We start from the raw sequence: 17,481 nt of genomic DNA, 5'->3' as shown, positions 1-17,481 counted from the left end.
TGGATTTTATATCCAAATATTTTATGTGCAAATAGTTGTGTCGTAAATTTTCGTAAAAAAAATTGGGTTCGTTTGGTAGAATTACACATTTCTTGCGCAACCCCCCCTTGTCGCATCGTAGCCGAAGGCGGATTCCCCCTGGGCGACGCGGGCACCTTGTCTTTCCTCATGCTCTCAAAGCACATACCACGGACGATACAACTATCGGAATCCGATGTCCAGAAGGAAGCGGAGTGCAGCACTGACTGCGCGACGCGCCGCGATGTCGTTTTTGCGGCAACAGGGCCCAAGGGGACACGCCGCGATGTCGTTGTCTCGGCAACCGAGTACCGGCAAACTCAGGACTCGACATTCATCAGTGTTCGCCTTCGTTGATGACAGTCGTCCCCTCCGGCAGGCTTACCGTGAGATTCGTCTCAGCCTCTCGGCCCTCCAGGATTGTAACGTTGCTCAACACAACTTCCATTCTGCGCGACACGTAACGATTGCGTTCCTGGAGGTCATCTCTTTGCGGAAACTGTAGATGCATCGCCGGTGCGTACTCTTTGGAATATCTCTCGGTTGAAGTGTAGTGGACCGGATACCAGACGCCATCGGCGATTTGCCGGTGCTCAAGAACTTCGTAGGTAAACGTCCGCTCTTCATCCGCGGTAGTCAGTTGCCGATTGTCGGAATAAGCGTACCGCACCAGCGCGAAATTCTTCTTGGGGTCGAGGACGAAATCGAATCCCACGCAAATCTCCGATGCCGTATAGTGTACCCGGGTCATGCCGTTTTTGGTGTCCGACACAACGATGCCCTTAAATATCGTCGGTGCTTGAACCGGAGTATGTCTGACGGCCCCCCATCCTGTAAAAGTAAGTCCCGAGAAAAGCGTCTCTGCCGGTTCCGTGGAGTACTCCGGCTCTTTCCTTCGACTAGCCTGGTAGCCCGCGCACCGCGACTGCGCTACGCCCAGGAATTGAGTGCCATCGTAAAGTTGGGTCGTCTTGCTCAAGTAGGTGATGAAACCATCCCCGTCTCGAAACTCCGTCGTCCACATGGCCAAATAAGGCGCTGTCCCGTCGATCCATCGGTTGACCGAGGGATTCTGATCTAGGACGTACCGGCCTTTCCATTTGTTCTCGATGACACAAGTGAAAGTGGACGTCACCGGGGTGATTTTCCATGATCCGGTCGCGGCATCCCACAAGTATTCATGGGTATGGCCTTCGGTCTTCACTACGCCGATCTGTCCGTCCACGTGCTCCAGCGCCTTGAGAATGTCCTCCAAGGGAGGCGCTGCCAGCAACCGGGCTGGTAACCCAGCCAGGAGGCTCAGGATGATGACCGCTGCACGCTTCATAGTTGTCGAACGTTCAGACAGAGCGACGCGGGCGCTCGGCTGTGTTCGCTCCAGCGATTTGTTAACGGCCATCATAGCCGCTCCTCCAGCTTCTGGCCATTTCGCGAATACTCGAGGATCGTACCGGCCGGTGCGCCCAGGCGCAACAACTCGCGCTTGAGAATCGGCAAACCTTTCTCGAAATCCGACAGGTCAACATCGAGACCGACCCATTCAATGCTCCTCGTGCCGTCTGCGTTGGAAGCAGACAATCGCGTATCTCCGCCGTTCACCTCACCAACTGCCTCCTTCTTGAGTGCCGCATCCAATGGATCCTCGTACTTCGCGCTTCTGTCGCGTGGCCCGATTTGCTCGGGGATCCATACCAATACGAGCTGCGGCTCGTCGGGAGCCGATTCGGATGAAGCGATGTCAGTCTTTGCCATCTGTCTTGCCGTTCGTCTCTGGCTTCCGTCTCATCGCCATCCGCTCCATCTGCTCCGTGTGCCGACGAAGGCGCCGCTCCTCCAATCTCTCGCTCATTTCACCGTCCTCGAACCAACCCATGGTGCGAACGAGACTGCGACTGAACCAGTAGGCCGGCCATACCAATAAAGAGAATACCCATCGAAGTCTCCAGCCTGTCAGGATAACAACAAATACAGCTACGATAACGCCGCACAGAGTCCACTTCGTCTTCATGTTCATCGATTTTCCCGGCTAACGACTGCAACGGAGTCACACCCGATGACACCTTCTTCATCTGCTGGCCTCATCCGAAGGAACCAGCCGTATCCCACGTTTGAAGTTCATGATTGCGTTGGCTCAATCACAAAGAACTTCATATAAACATCCCGTACCAGCCGGGCATCATGCAGCGCATGGTGTTGCGTGTATTGTTTCGTATTAATCCCGAGTTCCGCAGCGAACTCCAACAGCTTCTCGGGATCCTTGCCGACGCCAAATATGATCGACGATAGATCCACGGGCAGCCAATAACAAGGCTGGTTGTCCACACCGAACAACTTGTAGAAATACAGCGTGTCGTAGGCGTTCACATAGCTGACCGCATACGGCTTTCCATCGCCCACAAATTCCTTGATCCTTTGCCGGGCCTCTTCACGCGTAGCGCGTGGGCTCTTCAGTGTGGGGATGATATGCTCCTTCACCCAATCACCGACGGGACCAGTATGTTCCAGTTCAAGATAAAGTTCTTCTCCCGATATCTTCACCATCCCAATCGACAGAATCTCGCCCGTATACGGATCGAGATTTGAAAACTCGGTATCGTAGAAAATCACGTTGTTGGAGAAAGGCCTGCGCATTTTTGAGTCCCTGCATTTTACCATAGAGTTCCAGCCCGGTCGGATCGTGCGCTGATTTGAATTGCGAAGGCACTGGATCAGATCCGAGCCATTGAACCCGGGACGGAACCCCGAGAAAAGCGCAAAAATACGGCCTACCCGGGTCATCACCGCCATTGACAAACAGCCTCCCGCCTGCTATCCTGCTTCACGTAAATGAAGGCAATTTCTCAGCACAGCACCGCAGTTCAGGCGTGGTATTGGTTTTATTTTAGCCAGCCCTGTCTGCGGGCCGCGTGTTGATGTAGGTAACGTTGACACCAAACCGTCCCGCGGAAGCGGGGCGGTTTTTTTATTGCCAAAAACCGTACCGCGCGTGGAAGGAGCAAAGGAATGATTATCGTGCTAAGACCGGGAAGCAGCGAACAGGAAATTCAACAAGTGGCCGACGCCGTGAAGAAGTTCAACTATGAACCGCGCCTGATCCGTGGCGTCGAGCGGACGGTCGTCGCCTGCATCGGCGACGAGCGCAGCCATCACACCCTCGAATCGCTCGTGGTCTTCCCGCAGGTGGAGAGCGTTACCCCCATCCAAAAGAAGTACAAGCTCGTCAGCCGCGAATACCAGGCCCGTGACTCCGTGCTCGATGTGGCCGGGCGCAAAATTGGCGGCGGCACCTTCCACGTGGTGGCCGGCCCGTGTTCGGTCGAGACTGCCACGCAGACAATCGAAACCGCGAAAGCGGTGAAGTCGTACGGCGCAACCCTCTTCCGGGGCGGCGCGTTCAAGCCTCGCACTTCGCCGTACGACTTCCAGGGTTTGGGCCGCGAAGGGCTGGAACTCTTGCAACAAGCCCGCGCGGCCACCGGCCTGCCGATCGTCACCGAGGTCCTGTCGCCCCAGGACGTCGAGATGGTCGCAGCCTGCGCCGACGTGCTGCAAATCGGCGCGCGCAACGCGCAAAACGTCCCGCTGCTCGCCGCCGCCGCCGCTTCCGGCAAGACCATCCTGCTGAAACGCGGCGTCTCCGGCCTGGTCGATGAATGGCTCCTCGCCGCCGAATACATCTGTTTGCACGGCAACACCAAGGTCATCCTCTGCGAGCGGGGCATCCGCACCTTCGAACATGCCTGCCGCAACACGCTCGACCTGAGCGCCGTTGCCGTGGCGAAAAAGGAAACGCATCTGCCGGTGTTCGTCGACCCCAGCCACGCCGCCGGCCGCGCCGATATGGTCCTCCCGCTCGCGCGCGCCGCTGTCGCCGTCGGCGCCGACGGCCTGCTGGTGGAAGTCCATCCCGACCCCGCCACCGCCCTGAGCGACGGCGGCCAGCAGCTCACGCCAAAACAGTTCGGCCAGTTGATGGCGGAAATCAGCCCGCTGGTCGAAGTGATGGGGAAACAGATGGGTTCCGGCTAAGCCCGCGCGACACGCCAGAGCAGCCACAATCCGAGAAGTTCGAAAAAGAGGTTTGGCGACCAAAGGATCGCCTCGGGGTAGAGGTAGGGACGGCTCTTGAGCGTGTTCGCGAGGACCGTCACAAAGTAGAAACAAAGCGCCAACCCCAGGCTCAGGGCTATGCCAACGGATGTTTCGCGCCGACTCGTCTTGATGCCGAGCGGGATGCCGATCAGGGTGAACGCCAGGCACGCGACCGCTCCCGCCACGCGTTGATGGGCTTCCACCAGGGCGGCGGCAGGATAAATCCCCCGTCGGCGCAGATCACGGATTTCTCCCAGCAGTTCGGAAAAGACCAGGTCGCTCAATTGCCGGCTGGCGCGCGCCTGTCGCAGCGCCCGGCTCAGGTCCATCTCGATGGGATAGCGCGCGGCCGTGGTGTCGGGGTGGATCTTATGGACGTTGGTCGGGTCTTTCTGGTCACGCAGGTCGCCGCGCACGTTGTACAGGTCGAGCAACAGTTTGTGCTCCTCCGGTTTCGCCGTAACGACGCCTTTTTCCGCCCGCAGGCTGGAGATGACGTTGTTGCTGTCGTCGAGTGTGTAGAGCATCACATCCTCGATCAGGTTCTCCTTTTTTCGGCCGGCGTAGATCACGTAGCCCGGAAAATCCTTGATGTACGTTCCTTCCTGGATCAACGCCATCGGCCGCTCCGAGCCGAGCCGGACGAACATCGTCTTGAACTGGAATTTGCACCACGGCGCCACGTTCGCATTGATGTACAGGCACAACACGCTCATCACCGCCGCGAGCAGGATCACTGGCGCCATTACCTGCCCGAGGCTGACCCCGCACGAGCGCATGGCGGTGATCTCGTTGTCGGCGCTCATGCGACCGAACACCAGCAGCGCCGTCGCCAGCATTGCCATCGGCAACGAAAAGCTGAGAATATTCGGCGTCACCAGCAGCACGAAGTACCCGACGATGTCCAGCCCCACCTTCTGGTTCACCAGCATGTCGCTGAGCTGCTTCAATATGCGCGCCAGCAACAACACGAAAGTGAAGACGCCCATCGTGAAAAACAGCGTGATGACCGCCTGCCGTGTGATATACTTTGACAGAATCTTCATTCGCTGTGCGTACGACTAGCAACTTTTCGCCTCCAACGCCACGCAAAATCCATCTCGGCCCATTTCAGCCGACGCTCGAAACAGCTCTCGCTGCCGAAATCGTGGCATTTCGGAAGGCCAACGGCCCGCTCGCGCCGCTTACCATTGTCGTTCCCACCCGCTTGCTCGGTCTGCATTTGCGGCGAAAACTTGCGAAAGACCTGACCAATGGCCACGCCAATTTGCGGTTCAGCACGCTTACGGACCTGCTGCCACCCGCCCGTCTCGCCCCGCGGTTGGGGCTCGAACTTCTTTGCGGCCAGATCACAAAAACGGTGATCCCGGCGGATGGTTATTTCGCGCCTGTCCGTGAAACACGCGGTTTTCGCGGTGCACTGCTGGAGACTTTCAAGGACCTCGAACAAGCGGGTCTTGCGCCTGACACGTTCCGAAAGGCCGCGGGCCGGTCAAAGAAGCTTTCCGAATTGGCCGCCGCCTATGCCGCGTATCGCCAGTGGCTCACGGAACACGATTTTGTCACAGAACCTGATCTATATTTGAATTCTGAACTCTCCGGCCAAAAGTCCACGGTCCTGCTCTACGGCTTCTATGATCTCACCACCGTGCAACGCCAATTTGTGAGCAAGCTGGCTCCCACCACGATCTTCTTTCCGTGGACGGGTCCCAACGCCTACGCCGAGCCGCTTCTGGATTGGTTCAAGTCACAGGGCTACAAATCCGTCGCACCTCCTCCTGCGGACAATCATCCGCCCACCACGATTCTTTCCTGTCCGGGTGAAACCAGCGAAGTCCAGGAAGCGTTGCGCGAGGCCTTGGCATTTGTGGGCAAGGAAGGCCGCACGTTCAACGACGTGGCGATCCTTTGCCGTAGCCGCGATCAGTACGATGCGGTACTGCGCGACACGCTCGCCAATCTCGGGATCAAAACCTATTTCCGTGGCGGCCGTCCGCTCGCGGAACAAAGCGACGCGCGACTCCTCTTGTTGTTGCTGGAAACGATTCGCTCCGATTTCAGTCGCGCAACGGTGATGGAACTGGCCGGCCACCTGACCCCGAGTTCGCATTGGGACGCGCTCTCGGTGCAACTGGGCATTGTCGGCGGACAAGAACAATGGCTCACACGCTTGGAAGGCGTCGCCTCGGACCCGACCCATGAACGGCGTCAGCGCACCGCCCAGCAGTCGCTCGCATTTATGAAACAGCTCATCTCGTTACTCGGCGGCTTGCCCGACGAAGCGGGGTGGAATGAGTACGGCACGAAGCTCGTCCGGGCTTTTCGTGCGTTGGGCGGAAAAAACGAGGCCGTAGTCGCTTGCGTTGAGGAGCTGGCCGAGTTGGAAGTGTTCCAACCGCGTGTGCCATTCGATACGTTTGCCGAGTACTGCCAGAAGTCGCTCGAATCGGCCATGGACCAACCCGAAAAATTCCAGGGCGGCGGCATCTTCGCCGGCGACGTGATGAGCGCGCGCGGTTTGTCGTGGCCGCTGGTGATCGTGCCGGGCCTCGTCGAGAAACGGTTTCCGCGCGTCATCCGCGAAGACCCATTGCTGCTCGATGATGAGCGTGCACGCGTCAGCACCGAGTTGCCGCGCAAATTGGGCGGCTACGATGAAGAGCGATTGTTGTTCTCGCTCGCCGTCGCGGCGGCCCGCGAAGAACTCGTACTGAGCTGGCCGCGTCTGGAGCCCGCCACGTCGCGTCCCCGCCTTGCTTCATTCCTGCTGTTGGAACATGCCGGGGCAACCAGTTTCCCGGACCTGGAGAAACAGGCGCGCATTATTCCACTCTCGCCGATCCGTGCCGTTGACGAACCGCTGACCGAACGTGAGTTCGACCTCGCGGCGCTGGAATCGCTCGGGGACAGGTCCCCCTATCTGCGGCAGGTATCGCCGCTACTGGCCGACGGTGTAACCAATGTCCACACCCGCTGGCGCGAGCGCCAACTGACAGCATACGATGGATTGCTCACTACTCCCGAGGCGTTGAAACTCCTGCGGAGTCGGTTTGATCTGGAAAAACTCATCATCAGCACCACGTCGCTGGAGGATTTCTTTGGCTGTCCATTTTATTATTTCCAGAAACACGTGCTGGGAATCGAGTCTTGGGAGGAACCCGAGGCCGCGCTTTCCATCAACGCCCTCGATCTCGGCTCGCTCTATCATTCGATCTTGGAGGATTATTACAAGTCGCGCGCGCGCGACGTTGTCGCGGTCGCCGAAAAGCATTTCCGCGAGTTCGAGCGGCGCGGTGTAACGGGCTACCCGACCGTCTGGGAAATCAAAAAACAGGTGGTCGTGGAGGAGCTGAGCGCCTTCGTCGAGCGCGATCGTGCGACCGCCGCCGGCTGGCAGCCGGCAAAATTCGAAGAGGAGTTTAATGGCATCGCCGTCGCGCCCCCCATCCGCCTGCGCGGCAAGATCGACCGCATTGATCTCCATGACGACGGCTCACGGGCGCGGGTTCTCGATTACAAAACTGGCAAGCAACCCCGGGGAGTGCGTGACGACTCACTCGCAGGCGGCGAAGCGCTGCAGTTGCCGTTGTACATCCTCGCGGCGCAGCAGTTATTGCCGAAGGCCACGGTCGAATCGGCCAGTTACCTTTACTTCACCTTGCGCGGCGGTTATCGCACCGTCATCTTCTCGCGCTCCGCGCTGGATGAGCAACGTGCGGCTCTCACCCACTTGCTGGATACGGCGGCCACGATGATTCGCAGTGGTGTCTTCGCACAGCACGCCACCGTGGAAGGCTGTCGCCGCTGCGATTTCCGCCCCATCTGCGGCAACGGCATCTTGAAGCTGTACGGCCTGAAGCAGGGCGACGCGCACATGGAAGAGTTTCGTGCGATCAAGGAAAAAGTCGAATGAAACCCGTTGATCTCAAGGAACGCGAAGCCGCGGCCACCGATCTAGACACGACGTTCTTCGTCGAGGCGGCCGCCGGCACGGGCAAGACCACGGCGCTGGTCGCGCGTATCGTCTCCGCCGTAGAGAGCGGGCGCGCCAGCCTCAGCGAGATCGTGGCGATCACCTTCACCGAGAAGGCAGCCGGTGAATTGAAAGTGCGGTTACGCGAGAAGTTGGAGGAAGCGCTCAAGGGGAACAAACGGAGAGAAGCTCTCTCGGACCTGGAGCGCGCACACATCACAACGATCCATTCCTTCTGCGCCTGGGTCTTACGGGAGCGACCGATTGAGGCCGTCGTCGATCCCTTGTTTGCCGTCGCGGACGAGCTGCAGCGGCGACTGTTATTTGAAGAAGCATGGGACGAGTGGCTCGAAGCCGAATTGGGGAAAAATCCATCCGCTCTTCGCCAAGCACTGATGTTCGGGGTGGAGCTGGACACGCTTCCGGAACTGGCGACGCTGTTGGTAGAGCATCGTGACCGCCTCGCCGCGGTGAAGTGGCCGACACCGGAGCCGTTGGATGTTGACGCTATTGTGGCCGAATTGAAATCCGCCGCGCCGACGGTGGAGCGCTGCCTGAAACATTTCACAGCGCGGAGCGAGAATGCCTACCTGCGAACACGAACGTTGTTGGATAGCCTGCCGTCGCTGTCGCGCGCCCCTTCGGAACGCAGGATTGCCGTCCTTCGGTCACTGGAACTGACCCCTCCAAAGGCCATGGCGCATTTGGACGACAAGGATGCATTTCGTGAGTTGCGGGACACAATCAAGCAGCTTGGTTCACTGCTGGAAAGTTTTGTAGCTGCGGCGGACCACAATTTCCTTGTGGAGCTTGTCGCCTGGCTGCGCGGATTTGTCGATCACTTCCAGAAAGCCAAGCACGACCGCGCGCTGCTGGATTTCGACGACCTGTTGGTGAAAACGCGGGATTTGCTCCGCGCGAACGCTGCGGTAAGGCGCGAGCTGCAACAGCGGTTCAAATTCGTGCTCATCGACGAGTTTCAGGACACCGATCCGGTGCAAACCGAAGTCGTGCTGCTGCTCGGTGAAGGCGCACCCGGCAAGCTGTTCGTGGTCGGCGACCCGAAGCAGAGCATTTACGGATTCCGACGTGCAGACATCGAAATGTATGCCGGCACGCGCCGCGAGATCGAGCGTAAAGGAAGGGTCCTGACCTTCCGCCAGAATTTCCGAAGCGTGTCCACGATCCTCGATTGGGTGAACGACGTCTTCACGAAAATCCTCGTCAAATCCACGGACGGCGACTATCAGCCGGAGTACATCGGGCTGGCGTCCTGGCCGAAGTTGCAAACGACCGACGCCGCCGTCACGCTGCTTCGTCCGAAGCAGTTGCTCAAGGCTAGCGCGGAGGAACTCCGCAAGGTAGAAGCGGCAACCGTCGCGCGGTACCTTCGCCAACAGGTGGACAGCGGCTCGTGCGAATGGGGCGACGTGGCGCTACTATTCCGCAGCTTCACAGGTGTCGAGACGTATGGCGAGGTGCTGCAAGAGCAGGGCGTGCCATTTCGCGTTATTGGCGGGAAGGGCTACTACCAGCGACAGGAAATCCAGACGCTATCATCGCTCTTGTCGTGCCTCGATAATCCCGCGGACAAACTCAATCTCGTCGCCACTCTTCGCTCCCCTTTATTCGGCTGGGCGGATGAACTGGTGTTCCTCACTTCCGCGACGCAGGGGATGGATTATCTGGCCGAGACGGCGACGGACGCAACCGAGCAGGTGAAACAAACCTTTGCCCTCCTGCGCGAGTTGCATGGATGCCGACATGATTCTTCCGTCGCGGGTTACGTCGAGCGCGTCTTTGCGCGCACCCGGATTTGCGAGGCATTTTTCGCGTGTCAGCCGGACGGGGCCCAATGTGTGGCGAATCTACTAAAAGCGCTTGAATTGGCGCGACAACTTGAAACCGCTGGTGTTCGTTCGGTGCGCGCGTTTGTGCGGCGGCTGCGGGACACGGTTGTGGGTGGGGTTGAGGAAGAACCTTCCCCCGCGAGTGAAGAGAGCGAAAACGTGGTGCGCATCCTGACGATGCACAAGGCCAAAGGCCTGGAATTCCCCATGGTGGTGTTGCCGGATCTGGCGGGCCGCTCCTCGGATTCGGGCGCAAAGCTGTTGTTCCGCCGCGACGGCGGTTGCGAACTCCGGTTCGCCAGCCGTCGAACGACGGGATTCGATGATGCCGACGCGGACCGCAAGAAGCGCGAGGAGGCCGAAGAGATTCGGCTGCTGTATGTCGCCACCACGCGCGCGAAGAAACGGCTGGTGATTCCCTGGTTCGCTGAGAAAGGCGGGCGGATAGATCTGCTGGCGCGCGGATTTGTGCCCGCCGCAAGCGCATTGGTGGAAGCGCCCAACTTGGAATCGCTGACGGCAAAGCAAGCCGTAGCGAGAAAATCGGACCTCAAACGTGGTTCGTCGGCGCAATTGATTGATAGACGGCGCATGTGGGAGGCGTCTCGGGCGAAGTTGTTGGCCCGCGCCGTGCAGTCGACGGTGCGCAAGAGCCCGTCAAAACTGACCGGCGAGTCGGAGCCGTCCCAAGAGGAGCCGATCGACACAGAAAGGGCGCGGGCGATGGATTTTGGCGTTGCCGTGCACGGCGCGCTGGAGACCGTGGATTTGCAGGCGACCGTGGCGGAACAACGGAAACAAATCGAGCAGTTCCTTGCGCAGGCGGGTCTGAGTGATGAAGATAAGCGCCGCGCGGTCGAAATAGCCAGCAGTGCCATTGGTTCCGATTTGCTGGCTCGAGCCCGCAACGCGGAGCAGCTTTATCGCGAACTGCCGTTCACCCAGGTTCTGGACGGGGGATTAATGGAGGGCAAGATTGATTTGCTGTTTTGCGAGAAAGGTCAGTGGATATTGGTCGATTACAAGACAGACGCTCGCGTGGAAGTGGACAAGTACACAGAACAATTGCGCGCCTACGAGGCCGCGCTCCGGCAAGTGGCCGGCATCGATCTCGCCCAGAAATTGCTCTTCTTTCTGGTGAACGGGACGGTGCAACAGGTGAACTGATGATCAAAGTGGATATGCACATGCACACGGGCGAGGACCCCAAGGACGGGTTGCGCTATCCGGCGACCGCGTTGATCGACCGGGCCGTCGAGCTCGGTTACGACGCGATCGCCATCACGCTGCATGGCCAGGTGATTGCCGACGAACGCGTGTTCGATCACGCCCGCGAGAAAGGCCTGCTGCTCATCCGCGCGGTCGAATGGAATATCGACGGCGGCGACGTGCTGCTCTACAACATCACGCAACGCGAAGCGCAAAAACTGGTCACCTTCGACGCACTGCGCGCCTACAAGCGCGAACGCGGCAAGGACATACTCGTGATTGCCCCGCATCCGTTCTACCCGGCCGGACACAGCCTCCAGGGCAACCTCGAACCGAATATCGATTTGTTCGACGCGATCGAGTACGCCCAGATTCATCTTCCATGGTTCGACCGGTTCAACCAACAGGCAGTCCGCGTCGCTCAAAAACACAACAAGCCGATCATCGCCAACTCCGACTCGCATGGCCTCTGGATGTTCGGGCGTCACTACACGCTGGTGGATGCTGAGCCCACCATGCCCGCGCTTTTCGAAGCGATTCGCGCTGGCCGGCTCCAGCCTCACAGCCCGCCGGTGACGGTGCGCGACTGCCTGCGCATGTTTGTCTTCGACCGGTTGCTGGAACGCAAGCCAGGCGAGGTGATGGAGAGTTTCCCGCCGGCCCGCGCCGATTGAGCTTGTGGTTCAGATCTCGAGCGTATCGTGGCGCGTGAATGACGAGGCGACGAAGTGGAACATGACGAAATACTCGAGCGCGAAGGGCAGGAAACCGAGAAAGCCGAGCAACGGCATCTCAAAAAATTTCACGCTCTCGCCGTGCGGGAAGACGTAGATCCATTTCGTGTACGCCCACATATTCCAGAATTCCCACAGGAACCCGCAGATCGCCCCGGCGGCCAGCAACTGCAACGTGCGCGACCAGTCGCCATGTTCCCAATCGCGGTAGATGCTCTGGGCCCCGCGCCAGTAGTTGAATGGCTCCAGCAAGAGAAACCAACCCAGCCAGACGAAGGCCCACAGATACCCGCGCGTGTTCTGAGGCATGAACGGCGGCGCGATGACAAAAACAACGCCGATTGCGACCGAGGCGATGAGGAGACCCCGTCTCCAGTGGACACTCGCCATGCGGGCACGCGCCAGGAATTCGTAGCTCTGCAGCAGTTCGCACGTCAGGAACAGGCCCGGCATGATCGTGGCGAACGAGACGGCGTAACCGAGCAGGCGGAGCGACAGGTCCGACGGCAGATTCAGGTAGCGCCAGCCCGGTATCACGCGGTTGTACGCCTCGAACAAACACCAGAAGGCGACCGAAAGGATGCACTGAACGACAAGCGACTGCCGACGGTCCGTCAATAGCGATGTGCCTCTGCGGCGATAGATGCCCGCATCGACAATCAGGATGTACGCCCACCAACAGACCGGTGTAGCGCAGGAGGTGATTAGCCACCACGGCACATTGGGCAGCGCGTCCGTCCGCGCACAAAAGATCGCCGTCTCCATCAGGAGGAGAATCACCAGGCCGATCGTGCCGTATTGGGGAAAACGGTGGCGGTAGCCGTTCATGGGCGGTCGGAGTCGGGATCGCGGGGATGGTCGAGCGCGGAAAGTTGTCGCAGCACGGCGTCCTTGCAACTCCACGCCAGCGACAGTGTCAGCGAAAACGGAAGCAGCAGCACGACGATGATCAGCAGATTGGCGCGGCCAAGGAGGAATCTCAATTCAGAAATGGGATCACTGTGCTGGAGAACGGCCATGCCGATGATGTACGCGATGATGCAGGCAAACGGCAACAGCAAAAGCCCGATGTTGCCGGAGCCGAACATGCGCGATTCAAACACCATGTCTTTCCGTCCCAGGGCCGCGGCCAGCACGGCGACCACGCGGTTGAAGGCGATCACATAGACGATTCCAGTGGCTGCAAAGGCCAGCACGTTACCGAGTAAATACGTGCTCATCGGCACCCGCCGCCACCAGTAAAAGAACAGGCAGAAGTAGGTCATCAGCATCGCCAGGGCGAACGCCTGCCGTATTCGTTGACGCCATAAACTCCCCAAGCTTCGCACCTGGTACAACCGCCACGACCCAATCAACGTGGCCAGCACGCCCACGCCCAGGAACGCCTCTGCAAACGGGGGCATGTCGATGGGCATGAGCAGTTGCGCGCCGGTCAAAACCGTCAGCAACAGCCCCCAGAAAACGAAATAGAATCCCTGTGCCAGCCGCACGTAATCGCGCGCGGGAACGTGGAGATCGACGACCACAGGAGTCTCGACGGCGGCGTCTGGATCGAGCTGTGTGGTCGGCTGCACGGCCGCGTCAATTATGTCCGACATGTTTGTTGGGGAGTTTGCCCTGCAGTGTTTTCCACAGTTCGAACTGCTGGATTTTTTTCTGCAGCAGTGCCAGCAGCTTTTTGAGCCGCTCGTCCGTGTCGAGCGTTTCCAGCATCGCCTGCTTGTCGTAGTAATCGTCCAGCAACGTATAGCTTACCAGGTCTGACAAATAGTCCGCGTTCTTGACGGAACGCAACGCGCTGAGCACCGCTTTCGGCAGTTCCGCCCCCATGCGCGCCCGGGCTTTCGCCAGTTGCGTGACCGCTTTCAACAACGGTTCGCGCTTGCCCTCCACCACATCCTCGGGAGCTTCCAGCGAATCCACCAGCGCCACGCGATACGGACGCTGTCTTACGTAGTCGGAAATCCGCACCCGCGCCACGCCTTCCAGGATCACGTTGGCCGAACCATCGGGCCGGGCCATGCATGTGCGAATCACCCCGATGCTGGCGATGGGATGGGGCGTGGGATTGCGGCCTTCGTTTTCCCACCCCTTGCGTAGCAACGCCACCGCAAACATGCGCTCGCCTTTCAGGCAGTCGGCCAGCATTTGCTTGTAGCGCGGCTCGAAAATGTACAGCGGCAGCAACACGCGCGGGAAGAGGATCGCATTCGGCAACGGCATCACCGCGATTTGCTTCGGCAGCCTCACGCCGCATACTATAACCGCAGCCGCGGCGTGCGTCAAAGTGTTCCGTGAACAGGAGGTTACCACTACTGCAGGTTCTTCACGAGCAGCGCATACAACTCGTCCAACGCCTGCGGCACGACGTGCGTATCCGCCAAAACCGGCATGTAATTCGTGTCGCCGTCCCAGCGAGGCACGATGTGCATGTGGACGTGGTCGAGCACACCCGCGCCGGCGCACCGGCCAAGATTGATGCCGATGTTGAACCCGTCGGGCTTGATGGTCCTGGCCAACAATTGTTTGCACCGCCGCGTGAGCGCCATCAGTTCCGACAGTTCCTGTTCGGAAAGATCGTCCAGTTCGCCCGTGTGCTTGTAAGGTGCGACCATCAAATGGCCCGCGTTGTACGGAAAGGTGTTCAGCAGCGCGAAACAATTGCGCTCGCGGATGACGACGTGGTTCTTCGCATCGTCCGACTCCTGCGACTTCCGGCAAAAGAAACAGCCCGTCTCCTTTTCCCCGAGGATGTACCGCAACCGCCACGGCGCCCAGAGATGTTCCATGTGAAGGTTTATAGTCAACTACCACGCGAACGACAAGCCGAACCGCGAGGGCAACGGTGGAGCCAAGTTGGACGAGACGCCGCGATGTAGTTTTCGCGGCAACCGCAGGTCGTTCTCGTCCCTTGCGTTCGCCTCCCTTGTAGCCGCGGCGCGGCGCCCAGTCTTTGACCCATCCGCATGGCCTTTGGCGATGGCGGAAGCCTTGGCGAAGTAGGCTCGCCACGTTCCCCCGGTTCTTCCTTTCCTTCCGACCGAAAAAACGGACCCATTTGTCATTTTTCTGTAATCTACGCAACCCATTCTCCTCGTGCCGTATAAATGCGATTTCTTCAACATTACAAATGGCTTCGTTTCGCAGAAAGCGTGTTTTAGCGTCGCCCATCCCCCTGTAGCCGCGCTCGGTGAGCGCGGTCTGCTAGTCCAATTCCGTTGTGCGCCGGTCTCCCGACCGCGTACTTCATTCGACCGTAGGTCTCCTGATCGTCTCGGGCTCCGCGCTCCGTTTCGCTCCCGTCCATAATTCACACGCCGACCATACTCCACACCACCACCCCGTGTCCAGCAAAATTATCGATTAATGATAATTCCCCGGCATCTCCCCGGAAGTTGTAGGCCGCAAGCCGAGTCAGACGGAGCCGAGTCTGCGAGACGCCGCCGTCGTCTGCGGCAAACGCGCCTAGTATTTGCCGGTGGCGCAAACCCCCACGCGGCGGTGATAAAACAGGGGTGGGTTGCCTCGTCAGCGAAGATAAGGGCGCACCACGAACCACTGCCGCATCAGCGCTCAGCCCGTAGCGGAATACGCATTCATTCGGACAACTTCTGCTGAGGGAGCGGGCTATCGCGGCCAGCCGATGGGCAGTTGATTCGCAGTCGGTGGTGTCCGAGTTTCCCGATTAGCCAAGACGAGACTGGTCCTGCGGTGTTCTCTCCGGCAAAATCGTCACAGAAATACCTTGACGTCCCTATGTTTACAGGCGTACAAGCCAGTGATTATCTAACTTGTGGGGCCGTCTTTCGACCCTGTGCGTCCTTTCTGCGGATACGTCGGTTCGCAACTGAAACGAAGGTGGAATGTGAGAAACTATTCAGCGGTACTGGCGGCATCACTCGTGGCAATCGCTTCAATCTATGGCGTGCTAAACGCCAACGCCCAAAGTATTTGTTCCGACGTGTCCGCCACCGCTGTCAACGGCGTATCTCTTGGCAACGTCGTTGCGGGCCAAACGTACAGCTATCAGGCGTCGGGAGTCGTCGGGTATAATCTCGACGGTTGCCAGTCCGATCCCGACGGCAATATCGTAGCCGGGGCTTGTAGTCCGGCCACTGGCGACGACAGCTTCACGTGCCCCGGTCTAAAGGCGTTTTCCCTCGTCGGCAAGGTCAACGGACAGTGCCTCCAGTTGGGAAGCAGCGGTACATTCGTCGCGCCGTCCTCAGGTTCGCTGGTCCTGTACTTTAACGACAGTATCTACGGCGACAATAGCGGTTCCTTCAGCGCGTGCGTCACTCCAACGCAAGTACAGCAGCCGTGTGCCAGCGTTTCAGGAGCGGCGAGCGGCGGCGTTTCGTTTGGCAACGTTGTGATGGGTCAGTCATACAACTATCAGGCGTCGGGGGTCATCGGGTATAATCTCGACGGTTGCCAGTCCGATCCCGACGGCAATATCGTAGCCGGGGCTTGTAGTCCGGCCATTGGCGACGACAGCTTCACGTGCCCCGGTCTAAAGGCATTTTCGCTCGTAGCGAAGCTCAATGGACAATGCCTCCAGTTGGGAAGCAGCGGCACATTCGTCGCGCCGTCCTCAGGTTCGCTGATCCTGTACTTCAACGATAGCATCTATAGCGACAATAGTGGCTCGTGGAATGTCTGCCTAGCAGCGCCGTCTGACGACAGCGATTTGGACGGTGTGCCGGACGACCAGGACGAGTGTCCGAACACTCCGCCGGGAGCAATCGTCAACAGCCACGGCTGCAGCATTGATCAACTTGTGCCTTGTTCAGGTCCGGCCTCCGGCGGGACGTGGAAGAATCACGGCCAGTACGTCTCCGCCTTCGTCGAAGTCTCCACGCAATTCTTTGTGGACGGACTCATCACTCCGGACCAGTTTCACGCCATGGTTCCCAAAGCCGCGCACTCCGCCTGCGGCAAAAAGCGAAACAACAGACAAGCTCTACATAACTGAGAGTTGAGGGCAACCGCCTGGCCCCGTGGATCCTCACTCGACGAATATTGTGTTATTTGGATAGCTGCAAATGTTTTTCCGAGCACTATTTGCTTTCCTCGCCTTGCCGTGTGTCGTTGCCGGACTCATTCCGGTTCTGATTGCCCGGGGCGATACTAACCGGCATGGCGGTTCGGCAATCGGCTTCGGAGTTCTCGCGCTCGGCGTCGTGCTCCTGCTTTGGTGCGTGCGGGACTTTTATGTCTCGGGGAAGGGGACGCTTGCGCCGTGGGATCCGCCAAAACGTTTGGTGGTGGTTGGACTCTATCGCGTCGTCCGCAACCCCATGTACGTCGCGGTGCTGACCGTCGTGCTGGGTTGGACCCTTGTTTTTGGTTCCCTGTGGCTGGCCTTCTACATGGTGACGCTGGCCATGGCCTTTCACCTTCGCGTCCTGTTTTACGAAGAACCCCGGTTGCGTCAGCAATTTGCCGCGGAATGGATCGCCTATTCCACAGCCGTCCCCAGATGGCTGCCCCGCTTGGGACCGGGGAATAACGGATCCCGCACCTGACGTCCTGATTCCGCACTTGACCTCATTTCGCCGCCTGATAGCTTTTCTCTCGGAACCACCGCCATGCGAAGACGAAA

Annotated in this window: 15 protein-coding genes; 6 read left to right on the top strand and 9 right to left on the bottom strand. The window is 59.1% G+C overall.

The window, feature by feature from the left end; translation table 11 throughout:
* Positions 1-355 precede the first annotated feature (355 nt).
* From VNL17_16355 to VNL17_16340, 4 genes are all read right to left on the bottom strand, one after another.
* The gene (locus VNL17_16355) at positions 356-1,345 is read right to left on the bottom strand and encodes a hypothetical protein (protein HXI85653.1); all 990 of its coding nucleotides are present in this window, start codon (positions 1,343-1,345) and stop codon (positions 356-358) included.
* 71 nt (positions 1,346-1,416) lie between these two features.
* Positions 1,417-1,770 (bottom strand): hypothetical protein, encoded by a 354-nt coding sequence (locus tag VNL17_16350; GenBank protein HXI85652.1) that lies wholly within the window; start codon positions 1,768-1,770, stop codon positions 1,417-1,419.
* A complete protein-coding gene (locus VNL17_16345) occupies positions 1,757-2,026 on the bottom strand; it encodes a hypothetical protein (GenBank protein ID HXI85651.1) in 270 nt (89 codons plus the stop codon). Before VNL17_16345 ends, VNL17_16350 begins: the two co-directional genes overlap by 14 nt.
* 107 nt (positions 2,027-2,133) lie before the next feature.
* Positions 2,134-2,649, bottom strand: coding sequence for a hypothetical protein (locus VNL17_16340; protein ID HXI85650.1), 516 nt, complete (start codon positions 2,647-2,649; stop codon positions 2,134-2,136).
* 372 nt (positions 2,650-3,021) lie between these two features.
* Here VNL17_16340 and aroF point away from each other — a divergent pair, with 372 nt between their 5' ends.
* A complete protein-coding gene (aroF, locus tag VNL17_16335; GenBank protein HXI85649.1) occupies positions 3,022-4,047 on the top strand; it encodes a 3-deoxy-7-phosphoheptulonate synthase in 1,026 nt (341 codons plus the stop codon).
* Here the strand turns inward: aroF and VNL17_16330 are convergent.
* Positions 4,044-5,156 carry an LptF/LptG family permease gene (locus VNL17_16330; protein HXI85648.1) on the bottom strand — a complete coding sequence of 371 codons (1,113 nt, stop codon included), beginning with the start codon at positions 5,154-5,156 and terminating at the stop codon, positions 4,044-4,046. The two genes, aroF and VNL17_16330, sit on opposite strands and share 4 nt — an antisense overlap.
* A gap of 5 nt (positions 5,157-5,161) precedes the next feature.
* Here VNL17_16330 and VNL17_16325 point away from each other — a divergent pair, with 5 nt between their 5' ends.
* Genes VNL17_16325 through VNL17_16315 form a run of 3 tightly spaced genes read left to right on the top strand, consistent with a single transcriptional unit; the run spans position 5,162 to position 11,816 of the window.
* On the top strand, positions 5,162-8,023 hold the full coding sequence (locus VNL17_16325; protein HXI85647.1) for a PD-(D/E)XK nuclease family protein: 2,862 nt from the start codon (positions 5,162-5,164) through the stop codon (positions 8,021-8,023).
* Positions 8,020-11,100, top strand: coding sequence for a UvrD-helicase domain-containing protein (locus VNL17_16320; protein ID HXI85646.1), 3,081 nt, complete (start codon positions 8,020-8,022; stop codon positions 11,098-11,100). The genes VNL17_16325 and VNL17_16320 overlap by 4 nt, the downstream gene beginning before the upstream one ends.
* Positions 11,101-11,120: 20 nt before the next feature.
* Positions 11,121-11,816, top strand: a complete 696-nt coding sequence (locus VNL17_16315; GenBank protein ID HXI85645.1) for a PHP domain-containing protein — start codon at positions 11,121-11,123, stop codon at positions 11,814-11,816.
* 9 nt (positions 11,817-11,825) lie between these two features.
* Here VNL17_16315 and VNL17_16310 read toward each other — a convergent pair whose 3' ends face one another.
* The 4 genes from VNL17_16310 to VNL17_16295 all read right to left on the bottom strand — a co-directional run bounded on the left by VNL17_16310 (position 11,826) and on the right by VNL17_16295 (position 14,665).
* Positions 11,826-12,704 (bottom strand): hypothetical protein, encoded by an 879-nt coding sequence (locus VNL17_16310; protein ID HXI85644.1) that lies wholly within the window; start codon positions 12,702-12,704, stop codon positions 11,826-11,828.
* The gene (locus tag VNL17_16305; GenBank protein ID HXI85643.1) at positions 12,701-13,474 is read right to left on the bottom strand and encodes a hypothetical protein; all 774 of its coding nucleotides are present in this window, start codon (positions 13,472-13,474) and stop codon (positions 12,701-12,703) included. The genes VNL17_16310 and VNL17_16305 overlap by 4 nt, the downstream gene beginning before the upstream one ends.
* Positions 13,458-14,126, bottom strand: coding sequence for an LON peptidase substrate-binding domain-containing protein (locus VNL17_16300; GenBank protein ID HXI85642.1), 669 nt, complete (start codon positions 14,124-14,126; stop codon positions 13,458-13,460). Before VNL17_16300 ends, VNL17_16305 begins: the two co-directional genes overlap by 17 nt.
* 62 nt (positions 14,127-14,188) lie before the next feature.
* The gene (locus tag VNL17_16295; protein ID HXI85641.1) at positions 14,189-14,665 is read right to left on the bottom strand and encodes an HIT domain-containing protein; all 477 of its coding nucleotides are present in this window, start codon (positions 14,663-14,665) and stop codon (positions 14,189-14,191) included.
* Positions 14,666-15,741: 1,076 nt separating this feature from the next.
* On the opposite strand from VNL17_16295, the gene VNL17_16290 reads away from it, so the two are divergent.
* Positions 15,742-16,851: a thrombospondin type 3 repeat-containing protein gene (locus tag VNL17_16290; protein HXI85640.1), complete on the top strand. Its 1,110-nt coding sequence runs from the start codon at positions 15,742-15,744 to the stop codon at positions 16,849-16,851.
* 70 nt (positions 16,852-16,921) lie between these two features.
* On the top strand, positions 16,922-17,404 hold the full coding sequence (locus tag VNL17_16285) for an isoprenylcysteine carboxylmethyltransferase family protein (GenBank protein HXI85639.1): 483 nt from the start codon (positions 16,922-16,924) through the stop codon (positions 17,402-17,404).
* Positions 17,405-17,481: the final 77 nt, after the last annotated feature.

This window comes from Verrucomicrobiia bacterium (genome assembly GCA_035577545.1).
Classification (GTDB): Bacteria; Verrucomicrobiota; Verrucomicrobiia; order Palsa-1439; family Palsa-1439; genus Palsa-1439.
This window is presented reverse-complemented; position numbering and strand designations above follow the sequence as displayed.